This is a genomic window from Thermococcus sp. GR5, assembly GCF_012027535.1.
Lineage (GTDB): Archaea > Methanobacteriota_B > Thermococci > Thermococcales > Thermococcaceae > Thermococcus > Thermococcus onnurineus.
In genome coordinates this window covers 87,843-106,954 of sequence record NZ_SNUN01000009.1, presented here as the reverse complement: position 1 = coordinate 106,954, position 19,112 = coordinate 87,843, and the positions used below count along the sequence as shown (strand labels likewise).

The window sequence follows — 19,112 nt, the reverse complement described above, 5'->3', positions numbered from 1 at the left end:
ACTTTTTGATGAGTCTGTTTTTGGTGTAATTTTGCTACACAAAAAGGTGTAAAAACAAGCTTACAAGATGTCCTCAGCATCCATGTCCTCTCCGAAAACCGCGTCTATTCCATGTTCCCAGAGGATTTCGAGTTGTCCCTCATCCAGGTTTCTGAGAACTGGGAACCCCTTGAAGCTTCTGCCTTTAATGGCGTTCAAAAGGCGAGCGTTTTTGAGCACTGTCCACACCGGAACACTTACGGAGAACTCTTGGAGGAGTTTCCTGAGTTCCCATTTGTTAGGTTTTTGGCCGTTGAGTTCTTTTGAAATAAGATCTCGAATCTCTGCCCAACTCTTGCTCCAGTTGCGAGATTCTGAGAGAACCTCACCAAAAACCTTTGCAGTTTCATCGCCGTATTTCTTGCCGTACCATACCATCAGCTGCGGAATTACAAAGTAAATGCCGCCCATCTGACGGAAGACCCTCTGAGCCTCAGTCTTCTTTTCGAGTGTAAAGTAGTCGAGCTTTCCAAGGAGCTCTTTAATTTGCCTTGTATACTCATCAAGGATTCCTCCACTGTAAACCTCGTTTATCGCGTTCCTCTCGGCTTCGTAGTTAATGGTTTTTCCTTCGAGCGATTTGATTATCTTCGCGGTTTTTTGTAAGACTTCTCTGCCGATTCCCTGGCCGTAAACTGCACTTGTCCCTCTATCAACGCCAGAGAATACAATAATATTGGGTGAGTTTATGGCATAGTCAGTATCCCTATTTCTGTAAACCCTTCCCCATCTCTGCACTTGGCTGTCTATCGGCGAGATTTCGGTTATCATGGCATCAAAGTCCAAGTCCACCGATGCCTCAACGACTTGAGTTGCCACTAGGATGATCCTTTCTCCGGCATTGAGCCTCGATTTGAGTTCGAGAATTACTTCGGACTTCCTCTTCTCCGGCAGGCGGGAGTGGAGAAGGTGTACACTCCACCCGTTCAGTTTCTCAGAGAGCTCCCTGTAGGCTTCTACTGCCTTTTTGACGTTGTTAAGTACTATCAGGACGCTTCTAAACTCATGTTCTTCAAAATCCTTGATAGCCAAGAGAACCTCCTGAAAACCATCAAAGCTAACACCCTCTTTGGAGTAGCGGAAGAGACTCCCCTCAACGAGTTTGACGCAATGCCTTTTCAGATGGAGATTCTTGACGTTAAGCCCGTGTTTTCTTGCCTCTTCAAGGACATCGACGATTTCAAAGCCCTCTTTTTCGAGAAAATGTCCTATGTGTGGTGGCAGCGTTGCGGTAATTACAAGCACTTTTCCCTTAGCTTCTTTTATGAGTTGAAGTGTCTTCAGAAAGATCGCCGCCATTTCTGGAGTGTAAGTTTGAACCTCATCCACGACTATGGCTGATTCAGGATAAACTGAGACAACCTTATCGGAGCCGTAGTAATTTAGGGAAGTCAGGAACACCTGATCGGGCGTCGAGAGCATCACAGGCATTGCCAAAAGCCCAGCGGAGTTCACCTTCTTCTCAACCTCGATGTCGTTTCCGGCACCTTCGACGTATTCCATGAATGCCGTCGAGTGAAGCAAGCCCACAGATTCATCATCAAAGTACTCCTCTGAAAGCCTCTTGTAGAGGTCGTTGAGTGCAACCCTGAGCGGGAGCGTGTAAACGAGCTTGCCTCTGCTCTTTGCCCAGAGAACGCCAAGTTCGGTCTTTCCAGATCCTGTGGGTGCAACGACGACGAGGTAGTCCGAATCCTTTCTATTGAGCAGCTTCTTCTGCCAGAGTTCTTCGAGAGTGAGTCCTGTCTTCCTCAGCTTCTTCTCAATTCTTTCCCTGATCCTCTCCTCAACGTCCTCAAAGACCTTTGAAATGTCGAGCACGGTCTCAATAGGAAAGTCCCCGCTCGCAGAATAGTCGCATCTCCTAAGCATGCCGAGGAAAACGAGGAAGTCAATGTCAAGTCCCTCAGGATTGTAGATTGGAACGCTCTCTGAAAGGTCATCATCCCACGTTTCCACTTTCTCCTTTAGTGCCTCTATGTGAGAGAAATCGGGTTTTATCTCAGCTACTGCCTCCTGGATGAAGTCTTCGTCAAATTGCTGCTTTATGGCTGTGAGGTAGTCCTGCAAAAATCTCTCAAGCTCTTTACGCTTCGATGTCAAAAAGTCAAGATACTTCTCAACGTCCTCAGGGTAAAGTTCGACTATGTGCGAGAACTCCTTGTCACCGAAGAAGAACTCGTTGTAGTGATGGATAAGAACTGCCGCCCTTATCTTTGCTTCCTCATCTATGCCCCCAAGAAGCCCTGCACTCCAAAGAATGGAGAGAATCTCATGTCGAGCTTTTATGTTTCCACTTCCCTCGAGAAGTTCCTTAAGTTCTTCTGGAAACTCTTTTCCGTAGACTCTCCTCTGGAAGTCAAGGTTTATCTTGCCGAGGTCATGGAGGATTATTGCCTTTGCGAGCCCTTTGAAGAACACGTTCCTTTTTTCTGTATCTCTGAGAGGTTCATAGGTTATCGCACTTCCAAGACGTTCAATGAATTTATACAGCTCGGCACATCTTCTCAATGCGGTGTTCACATGGTCAATCAAGAGAGCATCTTTATCGCCACTTTTTGCCTTGAGAAGACGGAACAGCTTAGTGGTAGCATTTTCTTCCAGATTTTTATTTTCTCTCTTGAGAAACTCGTCTATTGTAACCTGAGACATCACAACCACCCGCTCGCACTCCCATCGGTAACAACCTTGAGTGTCTTTCCTTCGATTGAATACTCTTCAAGCTTTACTTTCTCTTTGAACTTCAGGAACGTCCAGGCACCAACGTAGATTACAGATTTGAACTCAACGTCTCTGAATGTATTGGTGTTTATCTCTGCCTTGTGCTTTACAGGCCTGTCCCCGTTCTTGAAAACAACCTTAATGGGGATTGAATATGTTGGATACTCTTTCTTCTGCAAATGTTCTATTGGAGTAGCAACGTACGTTGGAATCTTAAAGGCGACTTCTCTCGCCCGTTTTTCTTTTCCTTCAACGAACTTAACGTTTCTTATGAAGACAACGTCCTCGCTCCTGCCGAGGGACAACACCTTCCTTGGCTGCTTAAGGGCTTCTTTTATCTCGTTCAGTAAGCTCTCTTCTCCCTTTAGAAGGAGGTAAATCCAGCCGTTGAAGAGCTCCTGCTGCAAAACGGGACTTCTCTGAGAGGTTATGGAGAAGCCGTAGAGGGGGAGGTTTTGGTTCCACAGTGTGGGTTTTCCCCTGAAGCGGACGAGTGATATTCCTGTTTTTGTTGCCTTTATCAGTTGCTGGTAGTTCCAAAAAACGCTCTCAAAACCGCCGTGAACGCTGACCTTTAGATCCCACCAAGTTTCAAGGCCGTGCTCAAGACCATACCAGTCGTTAAGAGCGTTTTGGAGCATGCCGATTATCGTTGACTTTGGTGGCAACGGGTAAGTCTGGGCATAATAAAAGGTAAAGGGGTTGCGATACTGAGCGAAGGGCTGGAATAACTCTATGAACAGCGTTTTCTCGGCCATGGCCATCACTTGAGCCTTACTTCTATGCTCGGGTCTTTGAAAACCTTCACCTCTGAGAGCTTTTCTCCGTTTTGGAGGAGCTTTTCAATCGCCGACAGGACCCCAGACTCATTGAGTTCAGCTACATTAATATCCTTTGGAAGACCCACTATCTGGAACATTGGCTTCTTGCTCTTTGAGACTACGTGCTTTATCCTGACTACCTTCTTCCCATTCTCCTCGCGTTCCTCGATTTCGTCGTACTCTTCCTCGCTGTACTCGTCGAGAAGCTGGATTCTGTCCTTGAACGTCTGATATGGGGTATCCTTATAAATCCCAAGAACAAGGAGTCTTGGCCTAAGGTCTTCTTCTCTGCCCTTGATTGAACGTTTTAAACTTAGCACTCCCTTGATGAGCTTCTCTACGCGCTTTCTCTTCTCTTCTGGAGGTAGCGAGTACCTGATGTGGACGAGTTTGTTGTTGATTTTTTCAAAGGCCTCAAGCTTTACTCTCTCATCCTGGACGAGTTCTTTTTTGGACTTTCCAACCTTGAGGATGAACTTAACCCTGTTGTCTTCGGACACAACGTCTTCGATTTTTGCTTTGATCTCCTTTCCATTGTCGTCCCTGCCAAGCGTGACATCACTCCCCAGAGTTATGAAGACGTCAAGCTTTCCTACTTCGTCTATGTCAACAACCAGGGAGTAGAGGTAGAACGTCTCGTGCTCTTCTGCCGTGAACGGATTCGGCTTCATTTCCCCGTGTATTTTTCTCATTCTGTTGGCCATTCCGAGGTTTGCATTGAAGAGAGTATCGTAGTTAAAGGGAGTCATCGAGATAGCATGGCTTAGCTTAGCAGGAGCACCCCTGAAGTTCTGGGGTGTTGTAGATGTTATGAGGTATCCAAAGAGATCAAACTCCGGGTAGAGGAGTATCTCTCCTGTGAGGAGTAAGTCAGTAGCAGGCTGTATCACGGTGTTGTCTCCGCTACCTGCCCAGTGGAGCTTCTCTCCTCCGGCCACCTCCCAGAGACCGAGCTTTTTCCCGGTTTCAAGTAGGCTGTACCTAAGTGCGTACCTGCTCACAAGCGTGTACTGCCTCCCATCCCAGCGGGTTATTTTCTTGAGCTCTTGATAGTTCCCGCTTCCCTGGTCGTAGTTGAGGGAGCTTCCATAAAAGACCACGTCCATAACGAGGAACCTTCCCATTAGTTTTCACCTCCGGACATTATGCCGAGTATAACGGAGTACGCAACCTTCTCAAAATCCGCCTCCGAAGAAAGAAAGGCTTCTCCGAGCAGGCTGGCAAGCCTTTTGGCTTCTGGGTTGTCTTTGATGTGGGCATTAAGGGCTCTCAGAAGGATCCAGAGGAACCTGTCCTGATCCTTTGCCTTCACCGCGTTAAGCAAATCGAAAACGAGCTTCTGACGGTAGTTATCTGAGCCGGCTTTGCCCAGAGTTTTCGAGCTTAACTCCCGGATTTTCTTTAGCTTTGAGGGACTCAATTTCCTAACTTCCTCATTCTTCGGGTTCTCCACCGGAACTGACATCCTCACCGCCTCCAGCAAGGCCAACAACAAGAGCTAAAGCGAAGTCTTCCCAAGACGAGTCGTTATTGAGGATGCGTCTGAAAATATAGCTGTTAACCCATGATGCACTCTTTTTATCATTTGCCTGAAGGAGTGCCTTTAGCAGGATATTCACAAAGGCATTTCTGTTGTGTCTTCTTAATGCTGAAAATAGAGGGTGAATAATGTTCTTTTCGCTGATAGCCTTACGAATGCTCCATGCACTTTGGCTCATGTCTTGGTAATATTCTTTCACTTCCACAACTGCTCTAGTTGGGCGCTTGAAGAAGAAATCACCGAAGATCCCGGAGTCATTGCCAATACTCTTGAGTTTTGCGTCTATAGCGAGAGCGTAGAGACTGGCCCTCCACCTAATAGAACCATTGTTCTTTATGCCATTCCACACGTGCTTTGTTATAACTGGATAAAGTGGTCTTTGCCTCAAGAATTCTTCTAAAGGCCAGACCTTGGAGCCATTAACTGATAGCGAAGTATTGAGAGCTTCTCGGATTTGGTCGTCAAGGAGTATGGAAGCATGAAGCTTAGGGATGCCTATGTATTTGACTCCAATTAAGTCCTGTTGCTGAACCTTACGATACTGGACAAGGTACATATTCTCCAGAGCCCATTTTGATTTATAGTCCACAAGAACATCAATAACAACTTGCCATGTTACCTTGAACATATTGATGTTTTTGTTATCTTCTTTTGAGGCTTGTTCTACAAACGTCTTGAGCTTTTTGTTGACATAGTACGTAAACTCAAGATCTCCACTATAGAAAAAGACGTATCCAACAGAGGGCACAAAGGTGAATGCATTTAGAAAGTTAAGTAGGTAAACGAATAGATGTGGAAGATGCTCCAGTAGAGGTACTACTCTTAATGGAGTATAGGAGATATTTGGGAACTCTGAATCCGACGGTAAAAACTTACTGAGTGTTTTGTCAATCTTAGATAAGTACTCTGAATATTCAGCGTTTCCCTTAATGAGATTCCATGTGTCTTCAAGCTGCTCTAATATTCCCCTGCTATAATTGAAAAATAGATAATTTTTATAGAATCCACTGTCTACAGGAATTCTAAAGAACCGAGATTTATCTGCTGGAACACCTTGATTAACTCTAACGCTCTCCCAAAGGCTTTCAAGATACTCTTTGAGTTCTTTGTGTATCTTTAGAACTTCCTCTATCAATCTCAGGCAATCATCGGGTTTTTCGCGGTATTGTAATATTGTATCCCCTGTGGATTCGAGGTCTTCAAGTGTAAACTTGTGCTTACCTTTTTCAAAAAATTTCTTTCGCTTTCCAAGAATTGATTGGATGAAACCCTCACATTCCTTGAGTTTATTAAGGGCTTCCTCTCGTCTCCTGATGAGTTCTCTATACTTTTCGTCATTGTACTCTGGCTTTAGTTTTCCTTTTTTGTCGTCCAAGATTTCCTTTTCATGCATCTTTCCTAGCTTCCACGTTACCCATTTGTCTTTGAATGCTTCAACAATAAAGTTCCACCAAACCTTTTCTAATAATTCCTTGCCCTGTTCCGCTGATTGTTCTATTGCTTGGAGGGCTTTTATCCTCACATCTCTTTTCTTGGATCCGGACAGCTTGTAAAAATAAGCCAGCGGAAAATATCCATAGTATACCTTCTCCGGCTCTTCCTTAATCCTTCTCTGAAGTTCTTCCAAGTCCCACCCATAGACTTCCTCCATCAGATTAACAAAACCCAAAATCCCCGCATCAATGAACCAGTTACCTGTAAACTTAAGCTCCTCCCCGCTTTCCATCAACCTTCACCATCCCAAATCCGATCGAGTTCTTCTCTCCGAAGCCGGCCTGGTAGCCAACCCTCAGCAGACCCTCGTCGCCGTAGGCCCTGAAGACGAGATGCCACGCGATCTGGAAGATGCCTGGCTTGACCTCGAAGCGCTTGGGCTTGGCGTTGAGGACCTTCATCTCGAACTCTTCCGGTGGCCTACCGCCGTGAAGGAGAACATACTTCTCGCGCAGGTTCTCTTTGATTCGCTCGTAGAACTCTGGCTCTGCTGGACTGAGGTCATAGCTCCTCGGCTTCCCGAACTGGATCCTCTTGGTTGTCACGGCTATCGGTGAGAGGGTTACGAACTTCTTTCCACTCAGCTTTCGCGGCTCGGCGAGAGCTTGGACTTCCTCGACCGTGAACTTCTCGCCCCAGAGTTCTACCTCAGGATTCTGGAGCAGGCCGCCGATGAAGGCTTCAGCAATCTCGGCGATGGGCGTCGAGAAGTAGAAAAAGCCACGCTTGTAGCCCAGCAGAGAGCTCTTGTCCTCAGCCAGCTCGCGCCTTTCTGCCATGAAGAGAGAATACGTGAACAGCTTCGGAACCTTGGGGGCGTGGAGACGTAGGCTGAGGTCAGGGTTTACGCGCTGGATGCGCCTGTATATCAAACCTTGGAGCTTGTGCTGGTGGTTGAAGGGTATTCGGAACGGTTCATTCTCCGGGCGGAGTCTTATTGCAAAGCGCACGGTATCACCTCATCCATTGGTACAATAAAATATACAGACGCACGGAAAGATACGACTTCAAACCTTATAACTTTTTCTCACGGTTTGGAGTACAAAGAGAAGTTCACCGAAAACTCTTCCACTCAAACAAAACATGAGTAATAGAGGAAAAGGGCCGAAAGCTCAGAGAAGCATCCTCGCGTCAACGGCAACCGCGCTGTCCTCGTAGGCGAAGATCGGGTTGATGTCGAGCTCCTTGATCTCCGGAAGCTCAAGGGCGAGCTCGCCGACCTTGACGATTATGTCCGCGAGAGTATCGATGTCCACCGGCTTCTCACCACGGGCTCCGGCGAGGATCGGGTAAGCCTTGATCTCCTTTATCATGTCGAGGGCTTCCTCCTTGGTTATCGGGGCAACACGGAAGCTGACATCCTTAAGGATCTCAACAAAAATTCCACCGAGACCGAACATGATGGCCGGACCGAACTGTGGGTCGCGGATCATACCGACGATGACCTCCTTGCCGAGCGGGAGCATCTTGTAGACGATGACGCCCCAGAGGTCGGCGTCCGGCTTGTAGTTCTTAGCGTTCTCCATGATGGTTCTGAAGGCCTGTCTGGCCTCCTCATCGTTCTTGATGTTGACCTTAACTCCACCCGCGTCGCTCTTGTGGATGATCTGCGGAGAAACGATCTTCATAACGACCGGATAGCCGATTTCCCTTGCGAACTGAACGGCCTCCTCCTCGTTGGTGGCGACTTTGAAGTCCGGAACGGGGACACCGTAGAGCTTGAGTATCTCCTTGGCTTCCGGCTCGACGAGCTGCCTGTTTTCAGCCTTCGCCTTCTCGATTATCTCCCTAGCCTTTGCAATCCTGTCCATACCAATCACCTCATCAGCTTGACAGTTGTGAATCTCTCGGGAGAGTTAAAAGGGTTTCCATTTGCCAACCTTTCGTTATCGGCTCGGTTTGAAGCGATAACCGGGGTATAAATACTATGCTGCCGAAAGGGATATAGGTGATTGCGATGAATAGAAAAATGATCGCTGGACTCGGAGGAATTTTAATTCTGATTCTGGCGGTTTTCTCGTTTCAGGGGGAGAAGGCCATGGATGCCAACACCACGGTTGTCCTCTACAATTCTGTCCGGATTGGGGTTATTGAAGAGACCATTGAGCTCGACCTGAATGAGGGGATTAACGATGTTCCCCTTGAGGAACCGGCCGGGCTGAACATAGCAGAGGTCACGATAAGGCCTCTCGACGAGGGAGTTAGAGTCCTAGGGATTTTCAGTAAGAGCTCCACTGGAGACGTTTACAGCGCCAACGTTGGAAGCGATGTTGAGGTCAAGCTGGGGAGCGGCGATACCGTTACCGGAAAGTTCCTTGGCATCAAGAACGGCAAGCTTGCCATTCAGGGCGATGCATACTACCTTATTAACCCGAACGAGGTGGTTTACTTCAAAGCTGAGACCTGGGGGGCCTTGAGCGTTTATGCTGCTATTCAGGCTGATGCAGCCGGCAAGTACCGCTTCGACGTAATATACCGTGTGACAAACATTAGCTGGTCCTCTCGCTACAAGCTCTACATTGGGGATACCGCCAAGCTCTACGGCTATATCGTGATAGACAACCCCACTGCCTAGGCTTTTGAGGGTGCGAGGGTTCTCCTCGTTGCCGGTGATGTTCAGCTTTATCAGCAGGCCCTTCCTGCAGCCGAGGGTTCTCTACGAAAAGGCTGAGATTGGTGTTGTAGAGCCGGGCGAACCGGAGAAGATAGAGGCATTTTATCTGTACAAGCTCGGTATAGTCGACCTGAGCCCTTCGAGCAAAATGGTCTTCCCGTACATCAGCTTCGAGGCCCCCTTTGAGAGGGAGTACCTCTACGAGAGCTACACCTACGGTGGAAAGAGTGCAGTTTACGGGTCAATCTCCTTTAAGACGGATGACGTTCTTCCGGCTGGAGTCGTTGAGATTTACAGGGAGACCGAAGACGGGACGCTCTTGATAGGTGAGAGAATGATAGAGCACACGCCTGAGGGCGACATGCTCAGAATAGGGATCGGCAGGGACTACAACCTGAAGGGAAGCACCGTTCTCCTCGAGGAGAGGCACGCAGAGAGCTACTACTATTACAAGGTGAAGGTCACGCTCGAGAACTTCGGGGAAAAGACGAAAACCATAATAGCTAGGCACTACAAGTGGGGCAAGATAATCAGCTCGAGCATCGAGCCGATAAGCGAAAGGGCCAACTACGTCGAGTTCAAGGTTACGCTGAAGCCGGGAGAAAGGAAAGAGATAACCTTTGACTATGAGAGCCGCTATTAGGACTTCCTCAGCGTTATCTCGAACCTCTTTTCTCCTTTTGTCACGTCCAGCACGAGGCCCTTGTCGTAGTCTATGAACTTAGTCCCAACGAGGGCGTAGCCTTCCTCCTTGAGGAACTCCACCATCTTCAGTCCAAGCTCATCGAACAGCTCCGCAGCCATTGTGGCCATACTGGGATCTTTTATGCCCAGCTCGTCGTGATACTTCCTTGCAAGTTCAAAAACGTCCATAACTCACCACCATATTTACTCCTCGCGAAGGGATAAAACAGTTGCGGTCGAAAGGCTTAAAACTGCCAACAATTACCACATTAAGAAGTGGTGAACATGGAAGAAAAGACCCTTAAGAAAGGGGAGCGATATTACAAAGCTGGAAAGGTTCTCTGGGTGGTTAAACAGGGGGATACTCTCTTCTCCAAGGTTCTCGGTACTTATCCCTATTACGCTGAACTCACCCTCTCAACCGGCGAAAACCGTTGCACCTGCCCTCTCGGAGGGGACTGCAAACACGTCGCTGCCACGCTGAAGGCCTATGAGAACGGCTTCTACTTTGAAGCCCTGGAAAAGCACGCCGAACTCTACCCCGAGGCGGTGGCGATGGAGTTCCTCGCCGAAGTCCCCGAGCTGGCCCTCGACGTTACTTTGAAGGAGCTCCGCTTCGCCATGAGCACCGATGAGAGCGGCAGTGAGGTGGCAAGGCTCTTCCGGAGGGCACTGAAGCTCGTAGGAATTACCAAACGGGCCGAAGCCCTTCACGTCCTCGAGGAGGTTCTCGACGAGTACAGGCACATCTTCAGCGATTATGAACTCGCTTTAAAGCTGGAGGATGAGCTGAGGGAGCTTGAGGCCGGTCTCTAAAAAGCCTTATAAATCCCCCAAACACCAAATAGAGACTTAGAGGGTGGGAAAATGAAGGCCGTTTATCGGGAGATGTGCCCAAACTGCCTCGGTAGAATCTCGGACGAGAGGCTCTGTCTGAAGAATCCCTGTAATGAGTGTCTCGACGAAACCGCTCACGCTGACTCTTATTTTGAGCTCATAACTGCCGTAAGAAATGCCCTTCAGCTGAAGGGCACGCTTAAGGAGTGGGAGAGAATATACGAACTTGAAAGTGGTGTGAGGGAAGTCGAAGCATTCTTCGAGAATGCAACCGGCTTCACCTTCTGGAGCGCCCAAAGGACGTGGGTCAAGAGGCTCCTCAAAGGAAGGAGCTTCTCGATAATAGCTCCGACTGGAATGGGCAAGAGCACCTTTGGCGCTTTCATGGCCCTCTGGCACGCCACCAGGGGCAAGAAGAGCTACATAGTGGTTCCGACTACCCCGCTCGTCATCCAGACTGTCAAGAAAATCCAGGCAATAGCTGAGAAATCAGGCGTCCAAATCAACCTCGCCTACTATCACGGCAACCTACGGAAGAAGGAAAAGGAAGAAATGCTGGCTAAAATCGAGAATGAGGACTACCAGATACTCGTAACAAGCGCTCAATGGCTTGCAAGGAACTTCGACGAGAAGCTCAAAGGCAGGCGCTTCGACTTCATATTCGTTGACGACGTCGATGCCTTCCTAAAGGCGAGCAAGAACATAGACCGCTCGCTCCTCCTTCTGGGCTTCACGGAGGAGGTAATTAACAAGGCTTGGGAGATAATAAGACTCAAGAAGAGCATGGCCAAATACATCAACGGCCGTGCTGAGGATAGAGACGAACGCTTGAAGGAGCTCAATAGGGAGATTGAAAAGCTCCAGCGCGAGATCGAGGAGTTTAAAGAGAAGAACGGCGTCGGCATAATGATCATAGCATCAGCCACCGGAAGCGCCCGCGGTGATAGAATAAAGCTCTACCGCGAGCTGCTCGGCTTTGAGGTCGGAAGCGGCCGTTCAGCTTTGAGAAATGTTGTGGATAGTTATCTGATGCCTACCAAGGACATCAAGGAACACGTTGAGGAACTCCTAACCCGGCTCGGAAAGGGTGGAATCATTTTCACACCCATTGACCAGGGACTGGCCTACGCCGAGGAGCTGGTGAACTATCTAAGGGGGAAGGGCTTCCGCATCGAGCTGGTCTCTTCAAAGAACAAGAAGGCGATAGAGAGGTTTGAGAAAGGCGAGGCTGACTACCTCATCGGCTCGGCCACATACTACGGCTCCCTCGTTAGGGGTCTTGATATGCCACATCTCATACGTTACGCGGTTTTCACAGGCGTTCCGAAGTTCCGCTTCTCAATAGACCTTGAGAGGCCGACCATCTACCGTGCGCTTGGTCTGCTGACAGAGGTGATGGACTTTCTGAATGACGAGCAGAGGAGAGAAGCAGAAAAGCTCCACGCGAGACTTAGAAGGCTCATAAGGAACATCCCTCAGTTCGAGCTCCTCAAGATTGAGGAAGCTTTGGCCGAAGGCCTTCCGATAGACAACTCCTTCCACAACCACGTTCTCAACGTCTTCCGCGAGCTGGTGGAGTTTCTGAGGAAGGTTCTTCGCGACGAAGAAGTTCTCAGGAAGCTTGCCGAAGATCCGTTCATAAGCCTGAAGGAAGAGGGTGGGAAGTGGTACATCGAGATTCCCGACGTGAGAACTTACATACAGGCAACTGGAAGGACCAGCAGACTCTTTGCGGGTGGAATTACCAAGGGTCTCAGCGTCCTCATAGTGGACAACGAGAAAGTCTTCAACGGCTTAGTGAGGCAGATGCGCTGGCGCTTCACGGAGTTCAAGATGACTCCCTTTGAGGAGCTGAACCTCGATGAAATCCTCAGGCAGATAGACGAGGACAGGGAGAAGGTCAGGCTCGTCATGGAGGGCAAGATAAGCGCCAAGGTTAAAGACCTCGTTAAGTCGGCCCTCATGATTGTCGAGAGTCCTAACAAGGCAAGGACGATAGCCAACTTCTTCGGCCAGCCCAGTAAGAGGCGCATTGGAGATTTGGTGGCCTACGAGGTGAGCATAGGCAACAGAATGCTCACCATTCTGGCCAGCGGTGGGCACATGTTCGACCTCGTTACGAACGAAGGCTACCACGGCGTTCTGATTGAGGAAAAAGATGACATGCTCAAGTTCATCCCGGTTTACGACACCATCAAGCGCTGCCGCGACTGTGGACATCAGTTCGTTGACTGGGAGGAGAAAGGCATCTGTCCTCGCTGCGGCTCGACCAACGTCCGCGATGCCCTGGAGAATGTGAAGGCGATGCGCGAGATTGCCCAGGAGGTTGACGAGATACTAATCGCCACGGACCCAGATACCGAGGGAGAGAAAATAGCCTGGGATATCAGGAACGTTCTCTCGCCCTATACACCCAATATCAAGCGCATAGAGTTCCACGAGGTTACGAGGCCAGCCATACTTAGGGCAATTGAAGAGGCGCGCGAGGTAAACGAGGGCCGCGTCAATGCCCAGCTTGTGAGACGCATAGAGGACAGGTGGATAGGCTTCGAGCTGAGCCAGGAACTCCAGAGGGTCTTCGAGAACCGCAACCTCTCTGCCGGAAGGGTTCAGACTCCTGTTCTTGGGTGGATAATCGAGCGTTATAAGGAGTTCACGGAAAGCGAAACTTACTTCCTTGGTTTGACCCTCGAGAACGAGCTCAGTGTAACAATCGAACTCGGCAAAGATGCAAAAGAAGTTGAACCGCCGGAAGAGGTTCTCGTTGAAGATGTAAGCCTCGAGGAGCGCGAGCTGAATCCTGCTCCACCGTACACAACCGATGCCATGCTCAAGGATGCGTCAACATTCCTCAAGCTCTCTGCCTCTGAGACGATGCGCCTCGCTCAGGATCTCTTCGAGCTCGGTCTTATCACATACCACAGAACAGACTCAACCCACGTCAGCAACACGGGAATTGAGGTTGCCAAGGAATACATCACCCAGGAAGTTGGCGAGGAGTACTTCAGGCCGAGACCGTGGGGGGAGGAGGGAACCCACGAGGCCATAAGGCCAACGCGGCCGATAGACACAGGTCGCTTGATGCAACTCATCCGCGACGGCATAATCCAGCTCTCCAAGAACCTCACCAGGAACCATTACCGGCTCTACGACATGATATTCAAGCGCTTCATGACAAGCCAGATGAAGTCGGCAAAAGTTCTCTATGAGAAGGCAATAATCGATGCAAAAGTTGGAAAGGCCGAGATCGAAGGTTATGTGGAAGTAATTGAGGACGGCTGGACCAAGCTCAGAAGTCCTCCCATGAGGCAGCTCCCGAGACTTGAAAAGGGAGTCAGTCTCAAGGTCGTTGAGGCAAAGAAGTGGAAGGCACCTAAGGTTCCACTCTACACCCAGGGAGACATAATAGCCCTCATGAAGGAGCGCAAGATTGGTAGGCCTTCGACTTACGCCAAAATCGTTCAGACACTCCTCCAGCGCTACTACGTCATAGAAACCCGTGGAAGAAAGAAGCTCGTACCAACCGATCAGGGTATCAAGGTCTATCACTATCTCATAAGTAAATATAAGGAATTAGTCGGCGAGGAGAAGACAAGGGAACTGGAGGAGATAATGGACATGATAGAGGAGAACAAGACAGACTATCAGGAAGTGCTCAGGGGACTATACAGTGAGATACGGGAGTACTTGAAATGAGTCTGCATTAGATAATACCAAACTTTTCCTCCCGTTTTATAGGTTTTATTTTTGTACCTATTTTCTAATCATGGTTTAAATTTTGAAATCCAATATATTCTAGGTTGATGTATATACGAATTATTGTAGATTCTACAAAAATATTACATTATGATATATTTTTGACTATAGTTGTCACATTTGATACTCAATTATTGGCTGTAGATTTGCTCTTTAGTAAAACCAAAAATTTTAAAATCTCTTTGTAGTAATAGATTTGCATGTACATGCAACGGCCATAATATCCAGTGAAGTCATTGCCGAATAATTTTCGGTGCAAACTGGGAGCACTAACAGAATGTGGAAAAAATTTATATGGGGCCAAACCCAAACAATAAAATAGGAAAAATGGTGGTGGTAAAGATGGTTAAGGATAGGATGGTTGAGCTCCTTCAGGAGCACTTTGAGTTGAACCTCTACGAGGCCAGAGCGTACGTGGCACTGGTTGGCTTCGGTGTTCTTACCTCAGCTGAGCTGGCCAGCGTTTCAGAGGTCCCGGCTCCAAGAACCTATGACGTTCTCAGGAGCCTCGAGAAGAAGGGTTTTGCCATAAGCCAGCCCGGTAAGGTCAACAAGTACAGGCCGGTTCACCCCCAGAACATTCTCGAGAAGTTCATCGAGGAGTGGCAGGAGCGCGTCGCTGAGGAGCTTGAGGCCAAGAAGAAGGCGAAGGAGGAGCTCCTCGAGCTCATGAGCCCGCTTATTGAGACCGAGATTCCTAAGTACGGCGTCGAGAAGGTCTGGGTCGTTAGGGGTATAAGGAACGCCACCCTCAAGACCAAGGAGATGTTTGAGGAAGTCAAGGAGCAGATCCTTCTGGCTGACGACGGCTACATCGCCATCAACCTCGAGAGCGACATCCTCAAGGCCATCGACAACGGCGCCAAGGCCAAGATAATCGTCACCGAGAACATCTATCACAGGCTTAGCACTTCAAAGATACTCGACTACTACAAGGCCGGCAAGCTTGAGCTCAAGGTCATCGACAAGCTTGAGCTTCCGATGCTCATCTGCGACGACGAGGTCTTCTTCGCCCTTGAGGATATGGCTGCTAGGTACTTCAACTACGAGACCCAGATCTGGATCAAGGACTTCCGCGTCAAGGCCCTCTTCGAGAACAAGTTCAACGAGTACTGGGAGAAGGCCAAGAAGGCCTGATATCTTTTCTCTTTTCTCTATGTTTTCCTGATCAACCCAGTGTTAATTTTCTGCGTCAGAAGAGAAAAGAAGGGCTCAGACGTACTTGAACTCTTCCTCTTTTTCGTCCTTCTCTTTAATCTTCCAGAAGAGTTTTCCGTTTTTCTGGTAACTCTCGACCTTACCTTGCTCGAGGAAGCGGAGCAGATATCGTCTCACTTCCATTTTTGGGAGCTTGGTGATCTCTGCTATCTCCTCGATGGTTTTAGGCCCGTCCTCAAGAGCCTTCATAACCCTGACGTTCTTCATTCTCCTCCCCCCAGTTTCCGGTATCTCTCTAACAGTTCGATTATCTTCTCCATAACTCTTAAGTGTTTTTCAAGTTCGATAAGATCTTCGGGCATGGAATTTGCCAGCTCGTTAAGTTTCTCCATGAGCCTCTCCTCGATGCCTTCCATCTCAGCCTTCCTCTGCTTTGCCCTGTGTTCGCATATCGGGCAGAAAACCCTTCCATCCTTTTCAAAGAGCGGAGAGCCACACTTGGAGCAGTGTCTGTCGAGCATCTTTGCCCCGGAAAGCATCAGTGGCATAAGAACGGTTCTCATTTCTTCCTCAGTGGGCCCTTTCAATACCATCCAATCACCCCATTAGCAGCTGGAAGACCTCAATGAAGGCTTTTTTTCCGAGGCGAGAACGCCTTATTCTGTCAGACACCTCGGCTATGTCGAAAGCAACTATCTTGAATCTCCTTTTTATTTCCTCAAGGATTTCCAAGAGTTCCTCGAGGCTCAGTTCCCCGTGTTGGAAGCGGGCTATCTTGTACTCCGGCTTCAGGACGTCCATGTCAATGGTCAGGTAAATCTCATCGCCGAGATATTTCTTAGTCTCAGCCAGTATCTCGTCGAGTGAGTTAGTCTGTAGGTTTTTGTATGCCCTCCACTTCCCGCGGACCTTCCTGCTCCTTAGCAAAGCCGGGAAGATTTTAACCCTTCTTGTCCAGAGCTGGGTTCTCTCCGTTGTCGGGATCATCAAAACTGGGGCAAGAACAACGGCCCGGTTAAGGATGTGCTCCTCGAGGGCATAAGCGAGCCACGAGCCGTGGTCAAGGTAGTCGTGCATCAGATCGGTATGAGCGTCGAGACTTATCAGAGAGCCCGGCTTGAGTTTCTCCACAATGCCATATGTGGCAAGATGATCCCCTATTATGTAAGCCTTGTCTTGGGGAATCCTTTCAGCCAGAAGTTCGACTCTGCTCGATTCGACTATCATGTAATCCTCTATGAGCTTGTTCCTTCTAAGAAGTTGCAGAACGTAGAGAACACCGTCGCGGTTAGGCTTCTCGCCGAAGGGGATGAACGTTACCATGATTCCACCCCTCGAGAGTTGGCCTCCTCCCTTTTAAACCTTGGTAAGGTCTTTCGACAAAATCATGTTAAATTTTGACGCCAAACTTTAAAAAGTAGACCTCTGAGATTAAAACGAAAACTCCTTGGAGGCGAGGAGATGATACTCCAGGTTGCCCTTGACTTAACTGACATTGAGCAGGCAATTTCTATCGCTGAGAAGGCCGCTAAAGGTGGCGCTCACTGGCTTGAGGTTGGAACTCCCCTCATTAAGAAGGAAGGCATGCGCGCCGTCGAGCTTCTCAAGAGGCGCTTTCCGGACAGGAAGATCGTCGCGGACCTAAAGACCATGGACACCGGTGCCCTGGAAGTCGAGATGGCAGCCAGGCACGGTGCTGATGTTGTTTCTATTCTTGGCGTAGCCGACGACAAGACCATCAAGGACGCTGTCGACGTCGCCAGGAGATATGGAATCCGGATCATGGTGGATTTAATCGGCGTTAAGGACAAGGTCAAGCGCGCCAAGGAACTTGAGAAGATGGGCGTTCACTACATCCTTGTCCACACGGGCATAGACGAGCAGGTCCAGGGCAAGAGCCCAATGGAGGATCTTGAGAAAGTCGTCAAGGCCGTCAGCGTTCCTGTGGCTGTTGCCGGCGGCTTGAACCTCGAGACCATCCCGAAGGTCATAGAGCTCGGTGCGACGATAATCATAGTTGGCGGAGCCATAACCAAGGCGAAGGACCCTGAGGACGTCACTAGGAAGATAATCGATCTCTTCTGGGGCGAGTACATGATGACCATCAGGAAGGCCATGACTGATATCCTGGAGCACATCAACCAAGTTGCTGAGAGCATCAAGCTCGAGCAGGTCAGGGGCTTTGTCGATGCCATGATCGGAGCCAATAAGATATTCATCTACGGTGCAGGAAGGAGTGGTTTGGTCGGAAAGGCCTTCGCAATGAGGCTCATGCACCTCGACTTCAACGTCTATGTCGTCGGTGAGACAATAACTCCTGCCTTCGAGCCGGGGGACCTGCTCATAGCCATCAGCGGTTCCGGCGAGACCAAGAGCATCGTTGACGCTGCTGAGATAGCCAAGAGACAGGGCGGGAAGGTTGTGGCAATAACTTCCTATGCCAACTCAACCCTTGGAAAACTCTCCGATGTTGTCGTTGAGATACCCGGAAGAACAAAAGCTGACATACCGACGGACTATATTGCCAGGCAGATGCTTACCAAGTACAAGTGGATAGCGCCGATGGGCACCCTCTTTGAGGACTCTACCATGATATTCCTTGACGGCATAATAGCTCTCCTAATGGCCACCTTCCAGAAGACCGAAAAGGATATGAAGAAGAAGCATGCGACCCTTGAGTAAGGGGTCGCCATGCCGTCTTTTACCCATCTTTTTGTAGGAATAGGGAGCACGGGAGCGAGGATAGTCAACAGTATACGCGCAGATGGAATCGTAAAGGTAACTGTCAATCCAGCCTATTACCTCCTTCCTCGCTCCGATAAGTACGAGGAGCGCCTCAGGAACTTCTTCTCCAGCCTTCCGGAGAGCACTTTCCTGTGGCTAGTTTTCGATGACAAGGAGGTAAACCACGAACTTCGAGAAATAATCGTCAGCAGCGCTCCGAGAGACACCATAAAACTTGCTTATGTGCTGACTCCCAAAAAGGAGCTGGTGACTGAGAAAAAGCCGGACTGGGCCAATGATTTCGAGACGGTCTTTTACGACTCCCTCTGGGACTTTCTTACCGACGGCAATATTTCGTTATCACTGGCCTTTCAGGGAGCCTCCAAAAACATAGCGGAGATGTTCTCTAGGCTCTACTACTACCTTGAGACTCAGATGCTGGTCAACATAGACTATGCCGATTTATTCAACATGATACGTGGGGGAAACGTTGGGATCCTGCGCCTCCTTGACCGAGTAGACTTCAACTGGCACTGGGGCATCTGGGACCGGGGCCTAATTGGAATTCTTGTTGGAAAGGAGTTCCCGCTCAAGGACGCTCACGGGATACTCGGTCGCTTTCAAGATATACTTAAGGAGAAAGACATAATATGGGGAGTCATTATGGAGGATGATCTGACGAGAGATGTTGAGATACTGGCATTGCTCGTTAAGAGGTGGTAGA

18 protein-coding genes are annotated in these 19,112 nt (G+C 49.0%); 7 read left to right on the top strand and 11 right to left on the bottom strand.

Features of this window, described 5'->3' with window-relative positions; translation table 11 throughout:
- Nucleotides 1-60: 60 nt before the first annotated feature.
- From cas3 to E3E33_RS09545, 7 genes are all read right to left on the bottom strand, one after another.
- Complete coding sequence (gene cas3, locus E3E33_RS09575) at nt 61-2,691, bottom strand: CRISPR-associated helicase Cas3' (RefSeq protein WP_167711999.1); 2,631 nt, start codon at nt 2,689-2,691, stop codon at nt 61-63.
- Entirely contained in the window at nt 2,691-3,524 is an 834-nt protein-coding gene (gene cas5b / locus E3E33_RS09570) for a type I-B CRISPR-associated protein Cas5b (RefSeq protein WP_167712000.1), read from the bottom strand. The genes cas3 and cas5b overlap by 1 nt, the downstream gene beginning before the upstream one ends.
- On the bottom strand, nt 3,524-4,705 hold the full coding sequence (cas7i, locus tag E3E33_RS09565; protein ID WP_167712001.1) for a type I-B CRISPR-associated protein Cas7/Cst2/DevR: 1,182 nt from the start codon (nt 4,703-4,705) through the stop codon (nt 3,524-3,526). Before cas7i ends, cas5b begins: the two co-directional genes overlap by 1 nt.
- Nucleotides 4,705-5,064, bottom strand: coding sequence for a hypothetical protein (locus E3E33_RS09560; RefSeq protein ID WP_167712002.1), 360 nt, complete (start codon nt 5,062-5,064; stop codon nt 4,705-4,707). The genes cas7i and E3E33_RS09560 overlap by 1 nt, the downstream gene beginning before the upstream one ends.
- Nucleotides 5,015-6,847 (bottom strand): hypothetical protein, encoded by a 1,833-nt coding sequence (locus E3E33_RS09555; RefSeq protein ID WP_167712003.1) that lies wholly within the window; start codon nt 6,845-6,847, stop codon nt 5,015-5,017. The genes E3E33_RS09560 and E3E33_RS09555 overlap by 50 nt, the downstream gene beginning before the upstream one ends.
- Complete coding sequence (gene cas6 / locus E3E33_RS09550; RefSeq protein WP_167712004.1) at nt 6,825-7,565, bottom strand: CRISPR-associated endoribonuclease Cas6; 741 nt, start codon at nt 7,563-7,565, stop codon at nt 6,825-6,827. The genes E3E33_RS09555 and cas6 overlap by 23 nt, the downstream gene beginning before the upstream one ends.
- Before the next feature lie 162 nt (nt 7,566-7,727).
- Nucleotides 7,728-8,426: an acetate--CoA ligase family protein gene (locus E3E33_RS09545; protein WP_012571284.1), complete on the bottom strand. Its 699-nt coding sequence runs from the start codon at nt 8,424-8,426 to the stop codon at nt 7,728-7,730.
- Between the two features lie 146 nt (nt 8,427-8,572).
- On the opposite strand from E3E33_RS09545, the gene E3E33_RS11160 reads away from it, so the two are divergent.
- The gene (locus E3E33_RS11160; RefSeq protein ID WP_342764308.1) at nt 8,573-9,190 is read left to right on the top strand and encodes a hypothetical protein; all 618 of its coding nucleotides are present in this window, start codon (nt 8,573-8,575) and stop codon (nt 9,188-9,190) included.
- 37 nt (nt 9,191-9,227) lie between these two features.
- A complete protein-coding gene (locus E3E33_RS11155) occupies nt 9,228-9,872 on the top strand; it encodes a hypothetical protein (RefSeq protein WP_342764309.1) in 645 nt (214 codons plus the stop codon).
- On the opposite strand, the gene E3E33_RS09535 is transcribed toward E3E33_RS11155, so the two are convergent.
- A complete protein-coding gene (locus E3E33_RS09535; protein WP_012571286.1) occupies nt 9,869-10,102 on the bottom strand; it encodes a hypothetical protein in 234 nt (77 codons plus the stop codon). The two genes, E3E33_RS11155 and E3E33_RS09535, sit on opposite strands and share 4 nt — an antisense overlap.
- Nucleotides 10,103-10,198: 96 nt before the next feature.
- On the opposite strand from E3E33_RS09535, the gene E3E33_RS09530 reads away from it, so the two are divergent.
- The 3 genes from E3E33_RS09530 to trmBL2 all read left to right on the top strand — a co-directional run bounded on the left by E3E33_RS09530 (nt 10,199) and on the right by trmBL2 (nt 15,643).
- Entirely contained in the window at nt 10,199-10,729 is a 531-nt protein-coding gene (locus E3E33_RS09530; RefSeq protein ID WP_167712007.1) for an SWIM zinc finger domain-containing protein, read from the top strand.
- A 51-nt stretch (nt 10,730-10,780) separates the two neighbouring features.
- Nucleotides 10,781-14,446 carry a reverse gyrase gene (rgy, locus tag E3E33_RS09525; protein ID WP_167712005.1) on the top strand — a complete coding sequence of 1,222 codons (3,666 nt, stop codon included), beginning with the start codon at nt 10,781-10,783 and terminating at the stop codon, nt 14,444-14,446.
- A gap of 402 nt (nt 14,447-14,848) precedes the next feature.
- Nucleotides 14,849-15,643, top strand: a complete 795-nt coding sequence (trmBL2, locus tag E3E33_RS09520) for an HTH-type transcriptional regulator TrmBL2 (RefSeq protein ID WP_167731679.1) — start codon at nt 14,849-14,851, stop codon at nt 15,641-15,643.
- A 75-nt stretch (nt 15,644-15,718) separates the two neighbouring features.
- On the opposite strand, the gene E3E33_RS09515 is transcribed toward trmBL2, so the two are convergent.
- The 3 genes from E3E33_RS09515 to E3E33_RS09505 are packed head-to-tail and all read right to left on the bottom strand — an operon-like array spanning nt 15,719 to nt 16,987.
- Nucleotides 15,719-15,931: an ArsR family transcriptional regulator gene (locus tag E3E33_RS09515; RefSeq protein ID WP_012571290.1), complete on the bottom strand. Its 213-nt coding sequence runs from the start codon at nt 15,929-15,931 to the stop codon at nt 15,719-15,721.
- Nucleotides 15,928-16,257, bottom strand: coding sequence for an Sjogren's syndrome/scleroderma autoantigen 1 family protein (locus E3E33_RS09510; RefSeq protein WP_012571291.1), 330 nt, complete (start codon nt 16,255-16,257; stop codon nt 15,928-15,930). Before E3E33_RS09510 ends, E3E33_RS09515 begins: the two co-directional genes overlap by 4 nt.
- Nucleotides 16,258-16,261: 4 nt before the next feature.
- Nucleotides 16,262-16,987: an arginase family protein gene (locus E3E33_RS09505; RefSeq protein WP_012571292.1), complete on the bottom strand. Its 726-nt coding sequence runs from the start codon at nt 16,985-16,987 to the stop codon at nt 16,262-16,264.
- A gap of 138 nt (nt 16,988-17,125) precedes the next feature.
- On the opposite strand from E3E33_RS09505, the gene hxlAB reads away from it, so the two are divergent.
- Both hxlAB and E3E33_RS09495 read left to right on the top strand, forming a co-directional pair.
- The gene (gene hxlAB, locus E3E33_RS09500; RefSeq protein ID WP_012571293.1) at nt 17,126-18,346 is read left to right on the top strand and encodes a bifunctional 3-hexulose-6-phosphate synthase/6-phospho-3-hexuloisomerase; all 1,221 of its coding nucleotides are present in this window, start codon (nt 17,126-17,128) and stop codon (nt 18,344-18,346) included.
- 9 nt (nt 18,347-18,355) lie between these two features.
- On the top strand, nt 18,356-19,111 hold the full coding sequence (locus E3E33_RS09495; protein WP_167712006.1) for a hypothetical protein: 756 nt from the start codon (nt 18,356-18,358) through the stop codon (nt 19,109-19,111).
- The last annotated feature ends 1 nt before the right edge of the window (nt 19,112 follow it).

What these genes read in the sequence shown, in the direction of transcription:
- cas3 (WP_167711999.1), bottom strand. Translation starts at nt 2,691, where the DNA reads ATGTCTCAGGTTACAATAGACGAGTTTCTCAAGAGAGAAAATAAAAAT.
- cas5b (WP_167712000.1), bottom strand. Translation starts at nt 3,524, where the DNA reads ATGGCCATGGCCGAGAAAACGCTGTTCATAGAGTTATTCCAGCCCTTC.
- cas7i (WP_167712001.1), bottom strand. Translation starts at nt 4,705, where the DNA reads ATGGGAAGGTTCCTCGTTATGGACGTGGTCTTTTATGGAAGCTCCCTC.
- E3E33_RS09555 (WP_167712003.1), bottom strand. Translation starts at nt 6,847, where the DNA reads ATGGAAAGCGGGGAGGAGCTTAAGTTTACAGGTAACTGGTTCATTGAT.
- E3E33_RS09545 (WP_012571284.1), bottom strand. Translation starts at nt 8,426, where the DNA reads ATGGACAGGATTGCAAAGGCTAGGGAGATAATCGAGAAGGCGAAGGCT.
- E3E33_RS11160 (WP_342764308.1), top strand. Translation starts at nt 8,573, where the DNA reads ATGAATAGAAAAATGATCGCTGGACTCGGAGGAATTTTAATTCTGATT.
- E3E33_RS11155 (WP_342764309.1), top strand. Translation starts at nt 9,228, where the DNA reads ATGTTCAGCTTTATCAGCAGGCCCTTCCTGCAGCCGAGGGTTCTCTAC.
- E3E33_RS09535 (WP_012571286.1), bottom strand. Translation starts at nt 10,102, where the DNA reads ATGGACGTTTTTGAACTTGCAAGGAAGTATCACGACGAGCTGGGCATA.
- E3E33_RS09530 (WP_167712007.1), top strand. Translation starts at nt 10,199, where the DNA reads ATGGAAGAAAAGACCCTTAAGAAAGGGGAGCGATATTACAAAGCTGGA.
- rgy (WP_167712005.1), top strand. Translation starts at nt 10,781, where the DNA reads ATGAAGGCCGTTTATCGGGAGATGTGCCCAAACTGCCTCGGTAGAATC.
- trmBL2 (WP_167731679.1), top strand. Translation starts at nt 14,849, where the DNA reads ATGGTTAAGGATAGGATGGTTGAGCTCCTTCAGGAGCACTTTGAGTTG.
- E3E33_RS09515 (WP_012571290.1), bottom strand. Translation starts at nt 15,931, where the DNA reads ATGAAGAACGTCAGGGTTATGAAGGCTCTTGAGGACGGGCCTAAAACC.
- E3E33_RS09510 (WP_012571291.1), bottom strand. Translation starts at nt 16,257, where the DNA reads ATGGTATTGAAAGGGCCCACTGAGGAAGAAATGAGAACCGTTCTTATG.
- E3E33_RS09505 (WP_012571292.1), bottom strand. Translation starts at nt 16,987, where the DNA reads ATGGTAACGTTCATCCCCTTCGGCGAGAAGCCTAACCGCGACGGTGTT.
- hxlAB (WP_012571293.1), top strand. Translation starts at nt 17,126, where the DNA reads ATGATACTCCAGGTTGCCCTTGACTTAACTGACATTGAGCAGGCAATT.
- E3E33_RS09495 (WP_167712006.1), top strand. Translation starts at nt 18,356, where the DNA reads ATGCCGTCTTTTACCCATCTTTTTGTAGGAATAGGGAGCACGGGAGCG.